Annotated in this window: 21 protein-coding genes; 12 read left to right on the top strand and 9 right to left on the bottom strand. The window is 35.6% G+C overall.

Going from position 1 to position 19,547, the window contains the following annotated elements:
• Window positions 1-995: phosphoenolpyruvate carboxykinase (ATP) (locus QVB70_RS14590; protein WP_287587711.1), on the bottom strand; the 995-nt coding region annotated here is incomplete at its 3' end.
• Between the two features lie 286 nt (window positions 996-1,281).
• Here QVB70_RS14590 and QVB70_RS14585 point away from each other — a divergent pair.
• Both QVB70_RS14585 and QVB70_RS14580 read left to right on the top strand, forming a co-directional pair.
• Window positions 1,282-2,847, top strand: coding sequence for a 2-isopropylmalate synthase (locus QVB70_RS14585; RefSeq protein WP_287587709.1), 1,566 nt, complete (start codon window positions 1,282-1,284; stop codon window positions 2,845-2,847).
• Between the two features lie 194 nt (window positions 2,848-3,041).
• Window positions 3,042-3,287, top strand: a complete 246-nt coding sequence (locus QVB70_RS14580) for a MarR family transcriptional regulator (protein WP_287587706.1) — start codon at window positions 3,042-3,044, stop codon at window positions 3,285-3,287.
• A 543-nt stretch (window positions 3,288-3,830) separates the two neighbouring features.
• Here QVB70_RS14580 and QVB70_RS14575 read toward each other — a convergent pair.
• Window positions 3,831-5,051 (bottom strand): YgeY family selenium metabolism-linked hydrolase, encoded by a 1,221-nt coding sequence (locus QVB70_RS14575; RefSeq protein WP_287587703.1) that lies wholly within the window; start codon window positions 5,049-5,051, stop codon window positions 3,831-3,833.
• A 236-nt stretch (window positions 5,052-5,287) separates the two neighbouring features.
• On the opposite strand from QVB70_RS14575, the gene QVB70_RS14570 reads away from it, so the two are divergent.
• The 3 genes from QVB70_RS14570 (at window position 5,288) to QVB70_RS14560 (ending at window position 7,115) form a co-directional block, all read left to right on the top strand.
• On the top strand, window positions 5,288-5,656 hold the full coding sequence (locus QVB70_RS14570; RefSeq protein ID WP_287587700.1) for a hypothetical protein: 369 nt from the start codon (window positions 5,288-5,290) through the stop codon (window positions 5,654-5,656).
• Between the two features lie 188 nt (window positions 5,657-5,844).
• Entirely contained in the window at window positions 5,845-6,093 is a 249-nt protein-coding gene (locus QVB70_RS14565) for an iron-containing alcohol dehydrogenase (RefSeq protein WP_287587697.1), read from the top strand.
• 278 nt (window positions 6,094-6,371) lie between these two features.
• Entirely contained in the window at window positions 6,372-7,115 is a 744-nt protein-coding gene (locus tag QVB70_RS14560) for a hypothetical protein (RefSeq protein WP_287587694.1), read from the top strand.
• Window positions 7,116-7,186: 71 nt separating this feature from the next.
• On the opposite strand, the gene psmA is transcribed toward QVB70_RS14560, so the two are convergent.
• A complete protein-coding gene (gene psmA / locus QVB70_RS14555; RefSeq protein WP_287587692.1) occupies window positions 7,187-7,948 on the bottom strand; it encodes an archaeal proteasome endopeptidase complex subunit alpha in 762 nt (253 codons plus the stop codon).
• Between the two features lie 248 nt (window positions 7,949-8,196).
• Between psmA and QVB70_RS14550 the strand changes: the two genes are divergently transcribed.
• Window positions 8,197-8,415, top strand: a complete 219-nt coding sequence (locus QVB70_RS14550; protein ID WP_287587690.1) for a hypothetical protein — start codon at window positions 8,197-8,199, stop codon at window positions 8,413-8,415.
• A gap of 53 nt (window positions 8,416-8,468) precedes the next feature.
• Here QVB70_RS14550 and QVB70_RS14545 read toward each other — a convergent pair whose 3' ends face one another.
• Complete coding sequence (locus QVB70_RS14545; protein ID WP_287587688.1) at window positions 8,469-8,771, bottom strand: hypothetical protein; 303 nt, start codon at window positions 8,769-8,771, stop codon at window positions 8,469-8,471.
• Between the two features lie 99 nt (window positions 8,772-8,870).
• On the opposite strand from QVB70_RS14545, the gene QVB70_RS14540 reads away from it, so the two are divergent.
• Window positions 8,871-9,800, top strand: coding sequence for an MJ1477/TM1410 family putative glycoside hydrolase (locus QVB70_RS14540; RefSeq protein ID WP_287587686.1), 930 nt, complete (start codon window positions 8,871-8,873; stop codon window positions 9,798-9,800).
• 121 nt (window positions 9,801-9,921) lie between these two features.
• Here QVB70_RS14540 and glyA read toward each other — a convergent pair whose 3' ends face one another.
• Entirely contained in the window at window positions 9,922-11,193 is a 1,272-nt protein-coding gene (gene glyA / locus QVB70_RS14535) for a serine hydroxymethyltransferase (protein ID WP_287587683.1), read from the bottom strand.
• A gap of 99 nt (window positions 11,194-11,292) precedes the next feature.
• Between glyA and QVB70_RS14530 the strand changes: the two genes are divergently transcribed.
• Window positions 11,293-13,515 (top strand): N-6 DNA methylase, encoded by a 2,223-nt coding sequence (locus QVB70_RS14530; protein WP_287587682.1) that lies wholly within the window; start codon window positions 11,293-11,295, stop codon window positions 13,513-13,515.
• Window positions 13,516-13,545: 30 nt separating this feature from the next.
• Here the strand turns inward: QVB70_RS14530 and QVB70_RS14525 are convergent, their stop codons facing one another.
• Window positions 13,546-13,803, bottom strand: a complete 258-nt coding sequence (locus tag QVB70_RS14525; RefSeq protein ID WP_287587679.1) for an RNA repair domain-containing protein — start codon at window positions 13,801-13,803, stop codon at window positions 13,546-13,548.
• A gap of 93 nt (window positions 13,804-13,896) precedes the next feature.
• Here QVB70_RS14525 and QVB70_RS14520 point away from each other — a divergent pair, with 93 nt between their 5' ends.
• On the top strand, window positions 13,897-14,460 hold the full coding sequence (locus QVB70_RS14520) for a THUMP domain-containing protein (RefSeq protein ID WP_287587677.1): 564 nt from the start codon (window positions 13,897-13,899) through the stop codon (window positions 14,458-14,460).
• Between the two features lie 22 nt (window positions 14,461-14,482).
• On the opposite strand, the gene QVB70_RS14515 is transcribed toward QVB70_RS14520, so the two are convergent.
• Window positions 14,483-15,493, bottom strand: a complete 1,011-nt coding sequence (locus tag QVB70_RS14515; protein ID WP_342766577.1) for an NAD(P)-dependent oxidoreductase — start codon at window positions 15,491-15,493, stop codon at window positions 14,483-14,485.
• A gap of 159 nt (window positions 15,494-15,652) precedes the next feature.
• Window positions 15,653-16,333, bottom strand: a complete 681-nt coding sequence (locus QVB70_RS14510) for a DNRLRE domain-containing protein (RefSeq protein ID WP_287587674.1) — start codon at window positions 16,331-16,333, stop codon at window positions 15,653-15,655.
• A 191-nt stretch (window positions 16,334-16,524) separates the two neighbouring features.
• On the opposite strand from QVB70_RS14510, the gene QVB70_RS14505 reads away from it, so the two are divergent.
• Both QVB70_RS14505 and QVB70_RS14500 read left to right on the top strand, forming a co-directional pair.
• Window positions 16,525-16,977, top strand: coding sequence for a HEPN domain-containing protein (locus tag QVB70_RS14505; protein ID WP_287587672.1), 453 nt, complete (start codon window positions 16,525-16,527; stop codon window positions 16,975-16,977).
• Window positions 16,978-17,174: 197 nt separating this feature from the next.
• Window positions 17,175-17,621 (top strand): hypothetical protein, encoded by a 447-nt coding sequence (locus QVB70_RS14500; protein ID WP_287587669.1) that lies wholly within the window; start codon window positions 17,175-17,177, stop codon window positions 17,619-17,621.
• A gap of 367 nt (window positions 17,622-17,988) precedes the next feature.
• Here QVB70_RS14500 and QVB70_RS14495 read toward each other — a convergent pair whose 3' ends face one another.
• Window positions 17,989-18,333 carry a hypothetical protein gene (locus QVB70_RS14495; RefSeq protein WP_287587666.1) on the bottom strand — a complete coding sequence of 115 codons (345 nt, stop codon included), beginning with the start codon at window positions 18,331-18,333 and terminating at the stop codon, window positions 17,989-17,991.
• Between the two features lie 185 nt (window positions 18,334-18,518).
• Between QVB70_RS14495 and QVB70_RS14490 the strand changes: the two genes are divergently transcribed.
• A complete protein-coding gene (locus QVB70_RS14490) occupies window positions 18,519-19,388 on the top strand; it encodes a hypothetical protein (RefSeq protein WP_287587663.1) in 870 nt (289 codons plus the stop codon).
• The last annotated feature ends 159 nt before the right edge of the window (window positions 19,389-19,547 follow it).

The following is a 19,547-nucleotide window of genomic DNA, read 5'->3' as shown; positions in this document are numbered from 1 at the left end:
GTCGTATGAGGCTTTATAAGCGCATTGTAAAGCAAAGGTTGATCCTGTAAGGTAAGCCCCTCTGTTTTAAGGAAAAAGCCACATTCAGTTCCCAATACTGACCCATCTTTTTTTACAGCGACAAAATCATCCTGCGCTATCTCAATGCCTTCTCCAAGCTCATTCAAGTCATGTGTATGGCAGGAATGTGTTGTCTTGCCCGTAGCGGTTAAACCAAAAATAAGCATATTAAATCTATTAATTCTTCCTGTCTTGTGATCTCTCGCCTTTATTAACTTCGCGCCTGCATGAAGTCCTAGCATTCCCTTTTGTTTGGCATACCACATAGCCATTCGCAAAAACCCTTTCTTAACTTCACCAAAATAATCGGATCCTAAAACGAAGGTCACGCCAATCTCAGGTAGACAAATTACTTGTCTATCTTTCTCATGCCATTCTGGAAGATCTATTATATACAGACTCGGAGGTTTCATTTCTCTATTTTCAAACAAAGATCCGTTCATCATGTGAGCTAATCGTACGGAATCTGGTCGAGCTAAAGAAACATAAAGAGTACAAGTCGGTGTGAATTCTGGATTATTTCCCATAGTTCTGACGTTACACAATAACGGTGCTTTCTGCAGATATTTTAACACAGTATCAATCGTTTCAGGAGCATGAGCTAATATTTCTCTCTGTTTTGGAGTTAATTCGGATTGAATCACATCCGCACTACCAAGATAAACCGTAAGACCGGCTGACCGATTTTTTACAGCAGAGATAAAATTGTAATTACGGTATTTCGTTTTTCTACCACATACTTCTGCTTTTACTTTGATTTGTTCAGGTGAAATATGTGCAACATTTGGTTGATTAAATAATTCTTCAATTGTTTTTCTAACTCGATTTAGATCGATTCTTTTACATATATCCTCCATATTTTGGATGATACTCTCTTTCGATTCTGGTGAATCTGTTTGTGTTTCCTCAATGGCTTCTAATTGAATCGTTTTCACCTTTTCCTTAATCTGTAACTTTTTAATTTTGGAAATAATCTGATCTCACTTTACGAAGGAATGAAAATACTCAGAATAATTTGACATTTGTAAAAATATGCTCTTCTTTTCTGTATTTTTTGATGATATTTTTTTATCAAAGATAATATGTCTCCTTAAAAATCTTGCCATTTACGTAAACAAAGGTAGTCAAAGGTAAACATGGTCAACAATTTTTAGCCAAAGTTTTTTATACACTCAGTCCAGTTTCTCGAAAGAGGTCTAAAAATGAGGGATCACTTTATTTTTGAGTCCATTAAATGAAGTGGCATCTAAAGAATCAGTTGCAGCTGTTACCCTTCCTAAACACGTCAATTTTTTTGATACAACCTTAAGAGATGGTGAACAAACACCAGGAATTGCGCTCGATGTTGAACGGAAGGTAGCAATAGCTCAAGAATTAGATCAGCTTGGTGTAGATATAATAGAAGCTGGATTTCCTATTGTGTCAAAAGGCGAGATAGAAGCTGTAAAAGCAATTGCTAACTGTGGTCTACAAGCAGAAATTTGTGGCTTTGCTCGAGCAATTCAAAAGGATATTGATGCAGTGCTTAGTTGTGATGTTGATTCAGTTCTTACTTTCATTGCAACTAGCGAGTGGCATGTCAAATATAAACTCAAAATGACTCAAGAAACCGTTCTGGATAAAATAGTTACATGCATCGAATATGCTAAGGATCATGGCTTATTGGTTGAATTATGTGCAGAAGATGCGACCGGTACCTCTCTTGATTTCTTAAAGACGTTTTACAAGACTGGTGTTGACGCTGGCGCAGATCGAATTATGCTACCTGACACAACGGGTAGGTGTAATCCACGTGTAATCAATGCATATATTCATGCTCTAAAAAAGGTTATTCTTGTTCCCCTTAGCATCCATGCTCATAATGACTTTGGACTTGCAACTGCCAATTCTCTAGCAGCTGTGGAAGCGGGAGCAGAAACTGTACAAGTGTGTATCAATGGAATGGGTGAACGTGCTGGAAACGCTAGTTTGGAGCAAGTCGCAGCATGTTTACTTGGATTTCATAATATATCATGTAATATCAAACCACACCTTATTGCAGAAGTCTCTCGGAAGATTGAACGATTAATGAAATTCCATCTACCACTAAATGCGCCGATTGTTGGTAAAAATGCGTTTCTTCACGAATCTGGCATTCATGTCCATGGCGTACTAGCCCATAAAGCATGTTACGAGCCAATGGATCCTGGATTTTTCGGCAGGAAAAGACAATTTGTCTTGGGTAAACATGCTGGAAGGCATGCTGTCCAATCGATTTTAACAGAGTTAGGGTTGCATGTAACTGCTGAGCAGGAAGAACACATCTTTCGACGCATCAAAGAACATGGTGATCAAGGAAAAAAAGTCACGGATTCAAATGTCTGGGACATTGTAAAAGATGTGCTTCATTTACCAAGCGAGGACTTCCTTACGCTAAAGACATTGACTGCATTCACTGGAAACAAAATCACTCCGACATCATCTGTGGTTCTTAGTGTACGCGGAGAAGAAAGAATCCATACTGCTTCAGGAGTTGGACCTGTTGATGCAGCAATGAAAGCAATTGAAAAAGGTGGTCTTCTTGAAGGAATTAAACTTGAAGAATATCATGTTGATGCAATTACTGGGGGGACATCATCAGCTGTGGATGTACAGGTGAAACTAAGAGATGAAATTAACGATACAGAGGCAAGTGCAACAAGTGTGGATAATGACATTGTCATGGCAAGTATTAGAGCTCTGCTTACAGGAATCAATAAACTAATTGCACTTCAACGATTTCAAGGGAAAAGTAAAAAGATGGTCTAGATATGGCGCGCTAGTATTGCGAATGTCTGATTTCTTTATAAATAATCACGTTTTCATCCCCCTCTTATTACGCTTTTTCGCGCGCGTAACAAAAAACTATATATATTCGGTCGTCACCGAATAATATTGTTCGTAAAAAAGCGAACATTCGATGAAAACCTAATAAAAAAATAATTTTATGGTGTTGAAAGATAATGATTGCAGAGGCTGTTGTGAAACAGGAATTAGATGTTTCCAGGAGTATCCCCCCAAGTGCCAAAACGGTGTATAATTTAATAAAGAACCAGGGCCCAATTACCGCAAAAGATATTCAAAATGGATGTAAACTTGCTCCCAGAACAGTTCGTTACGCTTTAAAGATCCTTTTAGATGCACATCTAATTCAGCGTTTGCCAAACTTGCAGGATATGAGACAGAATATTTACAGAACGATAAACTAATTTTACTCTTTTTTCTACTCTTTAGATTCTGTTTACACACGATCTAATCGGGGTTTAGAAATTCATTCAAGATGATAATAATCCCAAAGCAAGAGCTGCATAACCTTTAGCGGATTTTACGAAAACTAAGCAAGAAAGTACAAGCGCTTTAGTATGGGGATAAATTAAGTTGGGTTTATATAATTTTTTGGTAAGCGGGTAATTAAGTACCTATGGTGCGTAGGGAATTCACGCCTGTGGACATAAGACCTCCGTAACCCCAACATGGGGGATCGAGTCTGTGGTTGAAGCAGGAAGCCTCATAACTTAAACATGAGGTAGCTCATTAGTTGATCTATAGCCAAATGTTCAAAGAATCAACGCAAGGAAACTCCCCTTTTACGGGGGAGAGGAATTGCGTTCTAAATGCTATCCTTCTTAGGATATGACAATTTTTTTTCTTCTTACTTTTCAAGTATTATATAAATCAAATAATCTGTCGATGAGGGAAGAGAAATAAATATCTTTGTTTAAAAAGGTCAAATATTACCAGATATCATTTTTTTAAGGTAGAAGTCTCAATGCAAGTGCTGCGTAGCCTTTAGCCGATTTAATTAATTCATCTATTGATAAATGCTCGTTTGGTGTATGGGCCTGTTCTTCTTCTCCTGGACCAAATCCAATTGTTGGTATATTAGCTATGCCCGCTGTGTAGACTCCATCAGTTGAAAAAAGCCATTTTATGATTTTAACATGTTGACCAACTGATTTTTCAAGAACCTCTTTTGCTTTTTGAATCAAAGGAGTAGAAGGGTCAAAATACCATGTAGGGAAATATTTATGATCAATGAGTGTTTTTTTCGTAAAAAATTGCACAGGTTCATCAATAATACTAACAGAAACTTCCACATCAGATATTTGTTCTCTTACACTTTCTATTACATCATGCATCTCGTTGATTACTACTTCTTCTGTTTCACCAGGGATAATACGGCGATCGACAACAATTCGACATTTATCAGGTACTACATTTCCCCCTGGCGAACTAGAAATATCAATTATGGTTACCGATCCTTTACCTAGGAACGGATGTGACGAAAGTCTTTCATTTAACTTTTTTATTTCATTGATAATAGAAGTCATAGGATAAATCGCATTTTTTCCGAGTTCAGGCATACTACCATGACTCGTTTTACCTTTTGTAACTATTTCAATTTCTGCTCTACCCCGTTGTCCTATCGATAGATTCAGATTTGAGGGCTCACCAAGAATAACACAATTTGGTGTAATTCCGATATTTTCTATAATATGTTTTACAGCCAGTCCTTCGTTTAATTCTTCAAAAACCACTGCAGCCATACATAAATCAGTTGGTGGTGTAATTCCGTATCTCCGTATCATTCCGAGAGCAAAGATTTGGCTTGCAAGTGCTCCCTTCATATCTACTACACCACGTCCATAAATCGCATTATCTTTTATTATCGCTCCAAAAGGCTCACAATCCCAAACATCACGCCTTCCAACATTCACATGATCCATATGGGCATCAAATAAAAGTAGATGATCATTACCTGCTTTTCCTTCAATAAATCCAATGACACTTCCAAGTTCATCTGTCATCACATTATCAAACTCGAACTCATGCATCCATTTGGCGATTACTTTAGCAAGTGTTTCTTCTTTGCCGCTATAACTTGGAATTTTGACGATTTCGCGACAGAATTCAATTAATTCTTCTTTATTATCTTCAATTGCTTCAAGTATTGTCTTTAAACTATTGTTCAAATGATCACAGCCCAAGTTTTTTTCAAAATTGAACTGATAATTATCTTAGATACCTGTATATATCAAATTGATTGACTTTGAATCAAAACTGCCTAATTCTAACTAAAAAGAAATGCATCAGTCTATTTTATTTTAATATATTTTAGAATTTTCATACCGATACACTCAAATTTTCTTAATGCAAATTAATTAGGAAAAGCAGAACTTCAATTTTCTTGTAAAACAAAGGCGATAAAATGGTATCTATTGAGTCATTAATTTACGGAGGACTCATAGGACTGGTTTTTGGTATTATTGTTGGCATTGCATGGAAATATAAACTCAAAAAAGCTTATGAAGCATGTGAAGGTAGCCATGAAAAGATATTAACAGTTTATGAAGAGTGGGAAGAAGTAGGTATAAAGTTAAAGATTCAAATGACCGAATTCACAAATGAGCTATTGAATACGAATGAATGGTTGAATATAGCGTATCACACATGGGTATCTGAACGTTTGTATGAAGCCTCACAGGATCCATCAGCACAAATGGAACCATATTGGTTTGGAGAAACTGCAGGCCCAAAATTAGATCCTAAAGAAATTGATATGCTCCTCAAATCATAATTTAATGACATTTAGATGTGTTCCTTCTTAAAAGTCGTTCATTTTTCAATTCTTTTAAGTGAAATAACTGAGGCACTCACTCCTGATATTGTTTTTCAGAGTCTTGTACCGTATTCTAGTGCTCTAACACGAAATATTATAAAACCACAAAGGGTAATTTGCTAATTATAAGATTTAGAGGGAAAAAAATGGCAATTGATACAGGATTAGACATTATTTTTACAACATCTGCATCTTCTATTAAATTTGGTATAGGCGCTACAAATGAACTGGGCTATGAATTAAAGAGACTTGGCGTAAAGAATACACTAATTATTACCGATAAAAACATTGTTGAAATTGGGCTTGCAGAGAAAGTGAAGGCAATAATCGAGAATGAAGATATTAAAGCTGATATAACGAATCAGAGATTCCTCAATTGGTACAAGGAACTTTAGAACAACAAAGAACTCTGTCTTGTTCGCCGAGACCTGTAACTGCGAAAGATTTAGAAGAGATGTTTAAAGATTCGCGCAGTTTCTGGTAATCTCTTTTTTCAATTTTACTTTTCTTTTTTTTATTTTTAGATTCGTTTGTGCCCATAGAATATATAGAAGAGGAATTAAGTGTTTTGAAGACATGTATAAATACTTAATATAGTATATTGTCTTTTAACTTATGATATTTCAAAGATGAAATCTTGCCTTTAAATGAGTTTACTTATTTAGTGAGCCACATGTCATCTCCAAAGGATATTTTAGTGAATATTTTATCAGATTTAGGGCCGTTAAGCTCTTTTGGCGTGATGTTTTTAGCATCAAATGGTGAGATTCTTCATGGATCTTTTACCAATGAAGAACATGAAAGTCTTGCTGTAGATATAGTAAAGAGAAGTTTTGCCAACATGGATGTCTCTGACTTCATTCAAAGAGGACTAACTGACCTTAATTCTCAACTTTATGTCTTCAAAATTGCTGAAGATGTTGTAGTGAGCTTGATAACAAATGAGTCAATTGGAACTGTTTTAGTGAATTTGAATACGATCGTTAAGAAGTATCATAAACAACTTGAGAAAGCATTTCCAAATTCTAAGACACCTAGAAACGATTCTGATCGACCAATTGATTTTAATGTACATGAAATTCAAGATGAAGTTTTATGCAAAACTGTGAAGAGAATTTTTGAAAAGATTAAACACCTAGGAACAATTGAGATTCTATTTTTTGAAGGAGATAAATTTGTCTTTGGAAACTTTGCTGACGTTGATAAAGAATACGAAAAAATGGCACTAGACCTTGTGCAGCAACACGTCTCTAGTTTCAATGTTTCTGATTTCATTAGAAAGACTTTAGAGAGTGATATAAAATTGTATGTGTGTAAACTTTCTGAAACACTTACAACTGCGTTTCTAGCTAAGAATCCGCTTGGACAAATTCTGTTGCGATTAAAAGAAATAATCGAAGAACTAAGCCATAATTAAACAAAAATAATAGAAATTGTTTTTGAGCAAAAAATGAAATGATAAAACTCTTGCAAAAGAAGAAAAATATTTTAGATTGGAGTAGTAGTATCTGGACGCTCATTTTGAGCTGCATCAACGAATTTTTTTATTTCTTCATCAGAAAGTTTGGTGAAAGTTCTTGTTTCTGTGTCTATTATCGCTGCTTCGACTTTTTGAGCCGCGTCTCCTCCTTCTAGTCCATTTTCAACAACTAGAGCCAATGCATTTAAAGCAAGTTTAATATTATCGTTGATATCAGCATTTTCCTTAAATTCCTTCTCCAAAAATTCTGTAACTGTTTGTTCGCCCGAACCAATAGCGACAGCCTGATAACCTATGTAGGTCCCACTTGGGTCAGTCACATACAATTTTGGTCCGGTTGCATCAACTCCTGCGATCAATAGTTTCACACCGAAGGGTCTTACTCCAGCAGTCTGTGTATATCTTTGTTTTAAATCTCCTATATATCGTGTCAAAGTCTCAATAGGGATATCTTCATCATAGGTAAGTCGATTAATCTGAGCTTGAACGCGAGCTTGGTTAATAAGAATTCGAGCATCAGCCGTTAATCCAGCTATCGCACAGCCCGAATGTTCATCTATTTTGAAGATTTTTTCAATTGTAAATTCTTCCACAAGTTTGCTAAGAATACGTTTTTCAACTGCTAACACCACACCATTAGCAGCTCTAAGTCCAATAGCAGTGGTTCCACGCCTCACGGCTTCTATAGCATATTCTACTTGGAATAGTCTCCCATCAGGAGAAAAGATTGTAATTGCCCGGTCGTAGCCGGTTTCAGGTGGAGCAAACATTATTCATTATCCTCCATATGCTTAAAGATGCAATGCAACAAGCAAATTGATTCACTTGAATGTAGAGTAAATCAATATTTAATATTATCGGCGGGAAGTCCCCGTCTGACAAGTAGAGGATGAAAGCCGCTAACCTTATAAAGTTTTTTGTAAAGGAAAGTTACGATGAATACCGGGAGGAAGGCAGGGATACAAGACTCCCGGTAGGATGGCAGAAGAGGTGACCCTGTGAGCGAGGATTCGGACAGTTGCTAACCCGCGCGAATAACCGCGAAGGTAAAAGGACAATAGCATTTGACGAATCCCAAAAGTGTGATACTGGAAATGAAAGTTCCTATCACAGAATGCCAGGTGGACGGGCCATCCTCAAAAGGGATGATCTGCGACATACAGCCAAACATAAAACGAGAGTTTCCCGCAAGGGTTGGGAGGACTCGCAGGAAATGCCATCCGTCAGGATGGAGTAGTTCACAAATTCACCTATGAAGCCATTTAATTCCTATTCTAGAAATTCATTAAGTTAGTAAATTACGCGTCTAGAAGATGGCTGGAATCCCTCAGGTGTCATATACCCCTCAATGTAAGGTGGAAAAGGGGGTCGTGGCGTCTGAATTCCGTAAAAAGTGCCTGTAAAGAGTTCCATCCATCCAGGTTGACCAGAATCACCAAGCGATCCTCTGCCTTCAATATTACCTTCTGGGAAGAAGCGGTCATCCTGAAAATATCCACGAACAAAGAGTCCTATGGGAGTGGGAGGTTCTTCAGAATCTGAATGAATATTTCCATCTGCAATGAGCATATATCCTTTCTGTTTATCCATCATTCTCATTCTCCAATTAATTGAATGAACTAATATTATATATTCATTGAAAACATTAATTTGTTTTGACTAATTCTCTAGAAATTAATAGAGGATTAAATTATGAAGCGAATCCATTCATTCATTATCGTTATGATCATTATTTTGCTTATGTTGACATCTTATCTTTTTATACAAGAAATACAAGTCTCAAATAAATGGAAGGGTATAAATGACTGGGGATATCAACTACAGAATATCAATATAGATGAAACACGTGCGACAAAATTTGACTTGCTTGTTTTAGACTATTCTGTTAATGGGGAGGCTTCTGGTGAATTTACCCGAAATGATATAATTTCTTTGCAAGGAGGTCCTGGAGGCTCTAAGTTAATCATCGCATATCTAAGCATCGGTGAAGCTGAGGATTATCGATATTATTGGCAAGATGGTTGGAAACCGGGCGCACCTGAATGGTTAGATAAAGTAAATCCCAATTGGGAAGGAAATTACAAGGTGAAATATTGGGACGAGAAATGGCAAAATATTATTTTTGGCTCGCCAAATAGCTATTTAGATAAGATCATAGATGCAGGCTTTGATGGTGTGTACTTAGACATTATTGACGCGTACCAATATTATGAAGAAAAGGGATATTCAAATGCACGAGAAGATATGATCAATTTTGTTATTGCCATTGCAGATTATGCTCATAGGACGAAAGGTGCGAAAGATTTTGGAATTTTTGCCCAAAATGCAGAAGAACTCGTCGAAAATATGAATTATCTCAATGCATTGACTGGAATAGGGCGAGAAGAAGTATACTTTGAGGCTACAAATATTCGAACTTCTACACATCATAGGGACGCAATCGAGACGTATCTGGATCTGGTTGTAGCTGAAAATAAACTTGTCTTGACAGTTGACTATTGTAATAAGCAGGATTATATTGATGAAGCTTATACACTTGCAAAGGAGAAAGGATATATTCCCTACTGTACCACAGTAGAATTAGATAGTCTTACACTTAATGCAGGACACGCTCCGGATTGAACTATCTTTTCTTAAAGGATAGGTCATCCTACGAATGCATCATCAAAACCATATGAGCGGTCAATAGAGGTAATATGACCCGATCGCAAAATACCCGATGGACAGGTCATCCTGGGAGAAACTAGATGCTATTTGGACTCATATTGCTGAGTTTATAGGTATATTTGACTTCCAAAAAGCCCTGTTTAAATTCAGTTATCTCTTTTTTGATTTTTTCTGTATCTTTTTCTTTAATAATTGTATCTGTAATGAATTCAGCTATTCTCTCCATTTCTTTTTCTTTCATACCTACATGTGTCATTTCTGTTGTACCTATTCTGATCCCAGAAGGATTTAGGGATTTTTTCGGTTTATCCCAAGGTAACAGATTTTTGTTGCAGATGATATTTGCTTTTTCCAATTTTGTCGCTACTTTCGTTCCACCACCATAATTCTGAACATCAACAGCGACTTGATGCGACTGTGTGAAATTCTTGTGTTCACATAACACCTGAAACCCTCGTTCATAAAGACTTTCAGCTAATTTTTTGGCATTGACTATCATTTGCGTTGCGTATTCTTTACCAAAATCTAACATTTCAGCAAGTGCAATAACTAGACCAGGAAGCCTCGCTAAATGATGATTAGATACAATACCAGGAAATACAGCCCTCGATATTTTCTTGTAATGCTCTGCATTGTTTGTTAGAATAATGCCACCTTGCGGTCCAGGCAGTGTTTTATGTGTTGAGGAAGAGATAACATCCGCACCTTCCCTTATCGGATCTTGAAATTCTTTTGCTGCAATCAATCCGAGTACGTGTGCTGCGTCATAAACAATTTTCGTCTCTTTGCCTATAGCTTCTTTCAATTCTTTTACGGGGGCTGGAAATAGAAACAAACTTGTACCTAAGACAATAAGACTAAAATTACTGGTATCGAGAAGTGTAATTGTTTTATCAACATCAATATTCATCTCTTTTTCATCAAAGGGCAAATCAAATTGTTTTAGTCCACAAATACCCGCGCAACCAACCCCTAAATGACTTATGTGGGCACCTGCAGGAATACTAAGGGTAGCTATATTGTCACCATGGTTTGTTAGAGCACTAAATACTGCTAAATTAGCTACAGTTCCTGAAATTGCTCTCGGTTCAACGAAATTGACGTCAAAGATTTTTTTTGCTAATTCAACGACTTTATTTTCGATATAGTCTATATACTTCGTGCCTTGGTAATACCTCTGGTATGGTAATCCTTCAGCATACCTATGCATAAAATCTGAAATACGTATATCGTCGACTAAAGGACTTGAAACATTTTCACTCGCAATTAAATTTATACATTCTTTCTTACGCCATGTATTTTGCTTCTTTACATGATCGTACATATCCTTTACATATTCTTCATGCATTTTTTTACCATCCGCATATCCTTGAACGTGTTTGTGATTTTAGTAAACTCGATACCACAACAAGATCAATGTTTTTATTATATATTTTGATATAAAGAAATGGCAATTAGAATGACTGGCACGAACTCTACGAGAGATCTATACAAAATCGACGCTGGCAAAATAAAACAACAAGGTATTTACTATACACCTTCGTATATTGTCCAGTTCATTCTTGAAAACACTCTCAAACAGTTACTAACTCAACGATGGCAAAAGATAGAACAACTTTTCAATGAAGAAAAATATGATGAAATCGTCAAATGGTTCAAAGAAAATTCTAGAATTAACGTCATAGACCCTGCGTGTGGTTCAGGTATATTCCTAATAGAAGCGAAAAAGCTTTTTAGCAACTATTATAACAAGATTCAAAGTAAACTTTATTGTATAGAAAAAAACAACAAATATTCAGCAGATGTTGGTTTTACATTAGCGGATCTCCTGTCTTATCGTAAAATCATTGAAAAGCTAGTCTTAGAACATATTTATGGTTGCGAGTTAGATTCAACAGCCCTAAAAAATACTCTCCTAAACTTAAAACCTCAATCCTCTAAACCAAATGAATTGACTTTTTTCAATGAAAACATTGTATTGAGCGACTTTCTTATTTCTGGGCTCGAAGAACACGCTGATGTATCTATTTTCCAATCAGAACTTGAAAAGGTTAAAAAATTAAGACAATCAATAAAAGGGTCGCCAATAGATGAAATTAAAAGAAAATTGCAAACCCAGGAGAAGAAATTAAAGCAACAACTCTACTCGAAAGTAAATGAAACATTAGAACGGTATTTTCCGACTGAATTGAATAGAATTATACCATTTAATTGTGAAATAGAATTTCCTGAAGTTATAAGTGATGGAGGCTTTGATGTCCTCATAGGTAATCCTCCTTATTTCACAATCGAAGGTCGACGGAGTAATGAACGAACGATCTATTATAGTTATCTTAAAGAGTCACAAAAGTGGAAACGTTTCTTTCGATCAAATTCTGATATTTATTATTATTTTATAATCCAGTCTTTAAAAATTCTTAAAAATAAAGGATATCTTGGCTTTATAGTCGGCCAATACTTTCTTGAAAATGACTTTGCAGATAGAGTTCGAAAGTATGTATTAGATCATGCTCTCATCGAAAAAATCATTCATTTTGAGAGCATTAAACTATTTCCTGACGCAAATACAGATACTTGCATTCTAATCTTAAGGAAAGAAGACGATAAGGCTATAAGAGAGCAAAATCAAGTCAAAATTGTCCGTTGCAAGAAACAACTTGATTGCGAGACAGTAGAAGGGCATGAATTTTCAATGGAAGAAACATCTCTTCGACGAAATCAGGCTCTGCTAACACATATTCAGCGCCATCTCTCAGATGATGCTTATTCTGATGAATTCATTGATGTATTTTTAGTGCCACAGAGAAGTTTGAGCACAGGTAAATGGGTTCTTTCAATTCACAAAGAAATAATAGATAAAATTGAGGCGGTGAATTTTACCTTAACTGATTGTTGCCACATCGGGGAAGGGTTTAAAACGGGTTTAAATGAAGCTTTTATAGTAGATGATGATACTGTCGCTAAACTTCGCTTAGAAGGCGAAATATTAGTTCCTCTCTTAAGAAATAGCCATATTTCGCGTTATTACGTGAATCATAAAGGCTTCTATTTGATTTATACAACGAATAAGACAACTATAAATCAGTACACAAACGTGAAAAAATATCTTGAAAGGTTTCGAGCAAGTTTAGAAAACAGATTCCAATTTAAGGATGGAACATGCAATTGGTATAGCCTAAGTATTCCCCAAAGTAGAGAACTTTTTGATAATGCAGCGGAAAAAATCTTTTGTCCTTACAGAGCAAGAAGAAATACATTTGCGTACGATAATGAGATGCATTATGGCTTAACAGATACTTACATAATCGTTCCAAAGGAAAACTGTGAAATGAATATCAACTATCTTCTTGCCTTATTAAATTCTCAAGTACTCGATTTTTGGTATCATCATGCAGGAAAAGCAAAGGGACGTATGAACGAATATTTCACCACACCTTTAAGTAAAATACCTATACGAAAGATTGATTTCACAAATCCCGAAGATGTATCTTTGCACAATAATCTCATTGATCTAGTGACCCAACTTATTTCTCGATTAAAAACAAAAACAAATTCTTCAAAAATAGAAAAAGAAAAAAATAAACTTCAAACACAAATAGATCAGATCGTTTACAGACTTTATGATACTCTCACGCTAGGAGATATTAAAATCATTGAAAAAACTAATTAGAAATGATTACGCTGAAAGAAGTCTAAAGACTCAACTTCTTTTTTTATATACTACTTTTTGAGTACGAATATTTCTTATTTCGAGAATTCGATGGAAGGGAATAATCGTCTCCTCGTCGTCAATAGTACATGAGAAACTTCCAACATAAACCTTTTCGATAAGATGTGCCGGAATCTGTCTTTGATCATTCAACGCTCCACGATGGATATAGATGATGACATAGTCTTTGATGTCTTCCTTCGAATCCCAGATTAATTTATTGAGGAGGTCTCTTATGAGAATTGTCATGTCCTCCAAATTGGCTAATTTCAAATGTACTACTTTAACTAAGTTTAAAACTTTTAATATATGCAGCTCAATAAGTTTCAATAAGTGGATTTAATGAAATTTAACTTATTTGTATCGGTTATGAAAGGTTTCGAAATACCAGCTTGCGAAGAAATGAAAGATTTATTAGAACAACTCGGAGATACAAACCCACAAGTAACGACCTCCGTAGCGCAAGGAATAATACTTGCGTATACAAATCTTGACCCATTTATTGTGATTAAGAAAATAAAGGAATTAATTCAGAAGGATAAGTTTCGCTATTTTTTAATCCTTAAACTAAGGCCTATTGAAAGTGTTGTTGAAGCAGATTTAGATGAAATCAAGCAGGTGTGTTCGAAACTAGCGGAAAAGAAAATTAAGAATGATGAAACCTTTCGTATCACTCTAGAGAGACGATTTACAAATGTTGCCAGAAATGACCTAATTACTGCAGCAGCCTCCAACATAGATCGAAAAGTAGATCTTAAACAGGCAGATAAAATTGTTTTTATAGAGGTTTTAGAGGATTCCGTAGGCATCTCTATACTTTCACCAGAGGACGAAGTGTCTATCATTAAAGAACAAGAAAAACGTGATTTCAAGATGTTTGAGGATCAATTAAAAAAAGATGAATAGGTTGAAAGAAAATCATCATATCTTATATTTCTGCAATCACATTTTCTGGATGACCTTCTAGATACGCTTTTATGTTTGATAAAGTAGTATCCAGAATTCTTTGTGCCGCTTCTTGGGTATTAAATGCCACGTGTGGAGTAAATATGACATTCTCTCTTTCAATAATTTCCAAATTCCTTTGAAGGATTCTTTTCTCTTCATCTGTTAATGTTTCTCGGGGTTTCATTTTTTCTTCAATAAGAAATTCTTCTCCCTCAATTACATCGAGACCAGCAGCACTTATGATCCCTTCATCTAACGCGTATTTCAGTGCATCGGTGTCTATAAGGCCGCCCCTTGAAGAATTTATGAGGATAGCACCAGGTTTAATTAGCTTAATGTTATCTTTGTTTATCATATGGTGCGTATATTTGTTATACGGTGCATGAAGAGATATTATATCTGAATTTTTTAGCAGTTCTTCAAGAGATACATATTTATATCCAAGTACTTCACGTGCGAAGTCGTTAAAGATGATATCATACGCAAGAACGTTCATGCCAAATCCACGTGCAAATTTTACAGCATATAACCCAATACGACCGGCTCCTACCACTCCAAATGTTTTTCCTTTAAGGTCAGTTCCCTTAAGCCCTTCCATGGCAAAGGTCTTATGTTCAGTCATACGAATTTTATGTATCTTCCGCGTTAGTGATAATAGCAATGCAAAAGCATGCTCGGCAACTGTATTATCTCCGTAAAATGGAACGTTACACGCAACGATATTTCGTGTCTTGCACCCCTCCAGGTCAATGTGGTCAAAGCCTGTGGATCGCGTTGTAATGAATTTTAGGTTCGGCATTTTTGCTAAAGCCTCTTTATAAACCTCTGAAAAAACAAAAACTGAAACACTATCAAAATCCTTCACTCTATCAGCGTTTTCTGATGTTAAAGCTTCCGAATAAAATACTAAATCGTGTCCTGGTAGATTTTCACTAAGGTATTTTTCCTCCCATTCCTTTACCTCGAAAAATGCGATCTTCAAAATCCTCACCTCGATATTCTCGCACAATATATCCTTTTTACTCTGTTTTTATGTCTTATAAATCTTTAATTTATTAGACAAAACAATTTATGAGTTAAATTCCTTTTGAGATACTCCTAAGGTACCAATACTTACTGGAAAAAAGAAAAAAGGATTTTTAATAGATGTTTAGCGAACTTTAGTACGAATTCGTTTAGAAAGGACACCTAATCCAAGCACTGGAATAGTACAGCATAGCAGAATGGTGCCAAGACACACCGAAAAACCGCCACTGCCTTGATTAATGACTAGCACGGGATGATTGCGATCATTTTCTTTTGAAGCGAAGTCGGTCCAATCACCAATTTTATTCACTGGATCTCTTGCTTTTACCACAATTGTTACCAGTTGACCTTGCTTTCCTTTAGCAATGTCTGTAGCATCCCATTCATTCCATTGAAGTGTACGACTAACATTGAAACTGTCTACAGCCTCTGAGTTATAAGAAGGTGCATTGTTCCAGGTAAGTGTGTCTTCATTCCAATTGGTGTCATCACATTCGTGAATCCCAATATATCGCGCCTCCCATGACCATTTCAGATAAAGTTTCAACGTTGCCTCTTGAATCGATCCGTCAATCGCTGATAAATCAAACAGCAGATAGGTAATACGTATATAATCATTGCTTAGACGTGCGTCTCCCACACGAAGATATGTTTCGTCACCATAGTTTTCATCAGGATCTGTAGCTCTAATATAAGTGTCTGCGATTGGTTCTAGTTCAATGTCTTCCTGAGCAGTAGTTACACTTACAAAGAATACACTGCCTACGAAAAGTGCGAGTATGATCCAACAACAAATTTTCCTCATGGTACATTCCCGCCTGTAAAATCTTACAATGTCCTACTCTTTATATTTTTCTCTAAGCGGTCTATTGAGAAAAACTACACTTGATTTTTAGTTTTAACTTACTAGTTTAGATTTTTAAAGGAGTTTACAATCTCATTTTTTAAGGTCAAAATAGTATATAATACTATATTGTTTTATGAGTATGACCAACAATGGGTATCGAAGAGGCTGCGAAACTTCTTGCCGAAGCATATAAATATTATATGATGGGCAGAGAATTACTAGCGAAAAAAGATTTCTCTGTTAGTGTTCAAGCGGCTCAATCATGCATAGAAGTTGCTATCAAATCGCTTTTTAGTTTAGTTGATCTTTCTTATCCCCCTCTGCATGATTCTACAACAAAAATAAATATGATACTAAAAAAGCTTGAACTTCCCGAAAGATTTAGTCTGATCACTGAAGGTGCACAGAGACTCATATTCTTATCAAAACTAAGCAAGACGTTTCACGATTTTTCTGTATTTGGTTATATCGATATCGCTACCAGTAACATCTTTCAAAAACGGGACGCGGTGGTTTTAATTGATTATGCTTTTGAAGCTTGGAACATTTGTAGCCGGATTGAGGCAGCCGTAAGAAGCAAACAAATCAAAATTTTGAAGTAAATTAGTAATACATCGCTTTCTTATTGCAATAAACTCTGTTCAACAGAGATTTTAATTTTGCAGAATGAGAAAATATTCTATGATGAAAAGATAAAAAAACCGAAAACGTAATAACGGAAGAGCACTTCAAAGAACCGATTACAATACTAACAAGAAACAAAAATAGGCCTTTCAAAAGAAAATAGGAGCGCATCACAATGACCGAAATAGAAATGACTCAAGAGGAGATAGATGCCCTAAGAAAAGAAATGATTGACTTAGCGTATTCGAATAATGGTGAAGAGCAAGAACAAATACTCAAGAATATCTGGGAGGTTCTTGATGCCGTGGCTGAAAAAAAGCATCATTATGACTTAATATTTGATAATCTGACCAGGGACATTTGTGAACTTTATATTGAGAATGATAGGTCGATATCTCCGATCTTAGAGCCCTTGTTAGTTGATTTGAGCCGTATGAGTCGTTTAGCCATAAGAGCAATGAACGTAACGGTCATAAGATGGTATTTAAAACTAAAAGGCAAAGATGAGGTAGTTGAATTACTTGAGACGAATATTGGAAAAGAATGGATGGAAAGGAACCTGCAAGAGATTAAGGAATTCGCTTTAAGCAAAGATGATGGTGAATTAGAAGACCAAGAATAGGAAAAGAGAATCCCTGTTTTTATTAATTTTGATCATGTTTTGTTCTTATCAGATTTTATTACGTTAAATGCACCTTTCCTGATATAATTATTGCGTAATCTTACTTTGACTACAATAGAACTCATAAAATAAGAATTGTGCGCGTTGTTTTCCTCGAACTTAATCGACTTTTTACCTTATAGGGTCAAAATATCAAAAACTGTTTTTGAGAGTTCTCCACGTCGATCTCGCTCAAATATATATCAAAGTCCCAGTCACTTTCTCACGATCTCAATTTTCCTGAATTTTACAGTTCCAGGAGATATAATTCACTAAAAATTATCAGATCATGTCTGATAACTATTGCCTATTTGTCATAATACGACAATTATCGTCGTGGTCGGGGAAAATAAGGATTTTTCCGCTTTTTTTCATAACCGGCATAACTCCATCCTTGAGGGGAGAATTCCAAACCAAAACGTCTAAAGCGGGCTGCCGTTTTTCGTAAGTCATCCAAGGATACCTTATCCAAATCAAAAAGAGTATCAACATCGATAACTACTCGCTCTCCAACATGGATATCCTCTTTATGAGGCCAGACCCTTCTGTCTTCTAAAAGTAACTCTCTCCACTTTTCAGGATCAATATTCTCTAAGACACTTAGAGCGATATTAATGATTCTGATTTCGTCCTCATCCAGTCGAGGCCTGATAATTTTCTTATTATCAGTCAAATGCTTCACCAGGTAAAGTATCGGTACCGATAGCATATATAATTATCGAACTGAATGTCATTTTCAAAATAATCCTGCAGCCAATTTCAAAATTTTCAAATTGATTTTTTGGATAGTGGTAGTGGATCCATAGAAAGAAATGTAAATAATTCAAAAATCTCATTCATTAATTAGGGGGGATAAATTTGGATATTTCAACACTCATTCTGATAATAGTGAACATCTTTTTGGTAATAGGTACCTGGGCCGCTATAGTTCTGGCTTATCGTTCTCGCCCTATCGTATTAGAAGTCAAAAAGAAACATACTGATGATTTGAGGAAGTTAATAAAACGTTGGAAATCAGAGATACTACAAGATGCACATGATCCAGCAAGTGAAGTAGTTCATAGCAAACCACAACCCTTTGATCTTTCAGTAGAAAAAGAATTTCTTTTTTCCGATCTACAAAATCATATGCCTAGTGAATTAGATCTATTTGACGTTTGGAATAATTACAAAAAACACCTCTACGATTATAACCTGAAACGCTATAAACTTTTCCAAGCAATAAGGCAAGAGACAATAAATCGTTTAAAATTGCCAATCGGGACTAAGCTTAAAGAAATCGAAAAGAATTGTTGTGAGGGCATATACACCCATTTATTTAATGTCGCTGAAGGAGAAAAACAGATCTATACAGAATTTAATTATGCAATCGACGCTCAGAATAATACGCACCAACTCAGATTTAAGATTGGCAATTACGCAATAGTGACCGTGTCTAATACTGATAAAGAATTACTTAATAACGTGAGAGATGCCCATATGAATTGGCTAAATGAACTAACTCAATCTTGTGACAACTCAGAATTTGTTAAAGATGCAAAAGAGTTAATTAAATTGGATGGAGATTTGCATGAAGATAGGCAAAACTTAGAACGAAACTTAAACAACTATATGTCGATTCCAGTACTCCCTAAAAACTGCAAATATACCGGATGGGCTCTTTCTAGTGTTTTGGATCCGATAAAGGGAACGATAAATTGGATCCGGAAAAAAATTAGTGACTGCTAAAGTAGTTTTCAACAAAGCCAATTTCAAAATTTTGAAATTGTAAATTGATAGTTTTCAAATTGAGTCTGCGCAAAAAAAGTCTAAATCAAATGATTTCACTGGAATCTTTTCTCATTACTTTTTCATGCTTTTTTGACATCTTCACATCTTTCAATCGTT

Origin of the sequence: Candidatus Borrarchaeum sp., assembly GCF_019058535.1 — an archaeon.
In the GTDB taxonomy this organism is placed as follows: Archaea; Asgardarchaeota; Sifarchaeia; order Borrarchaeales; family Borrarchaeaceae; genus Borrarchaeum; species Borrarchaeum weybense.
This window is presented reverse-complemented; position numbering and strand designations above follow the sequence as displayed.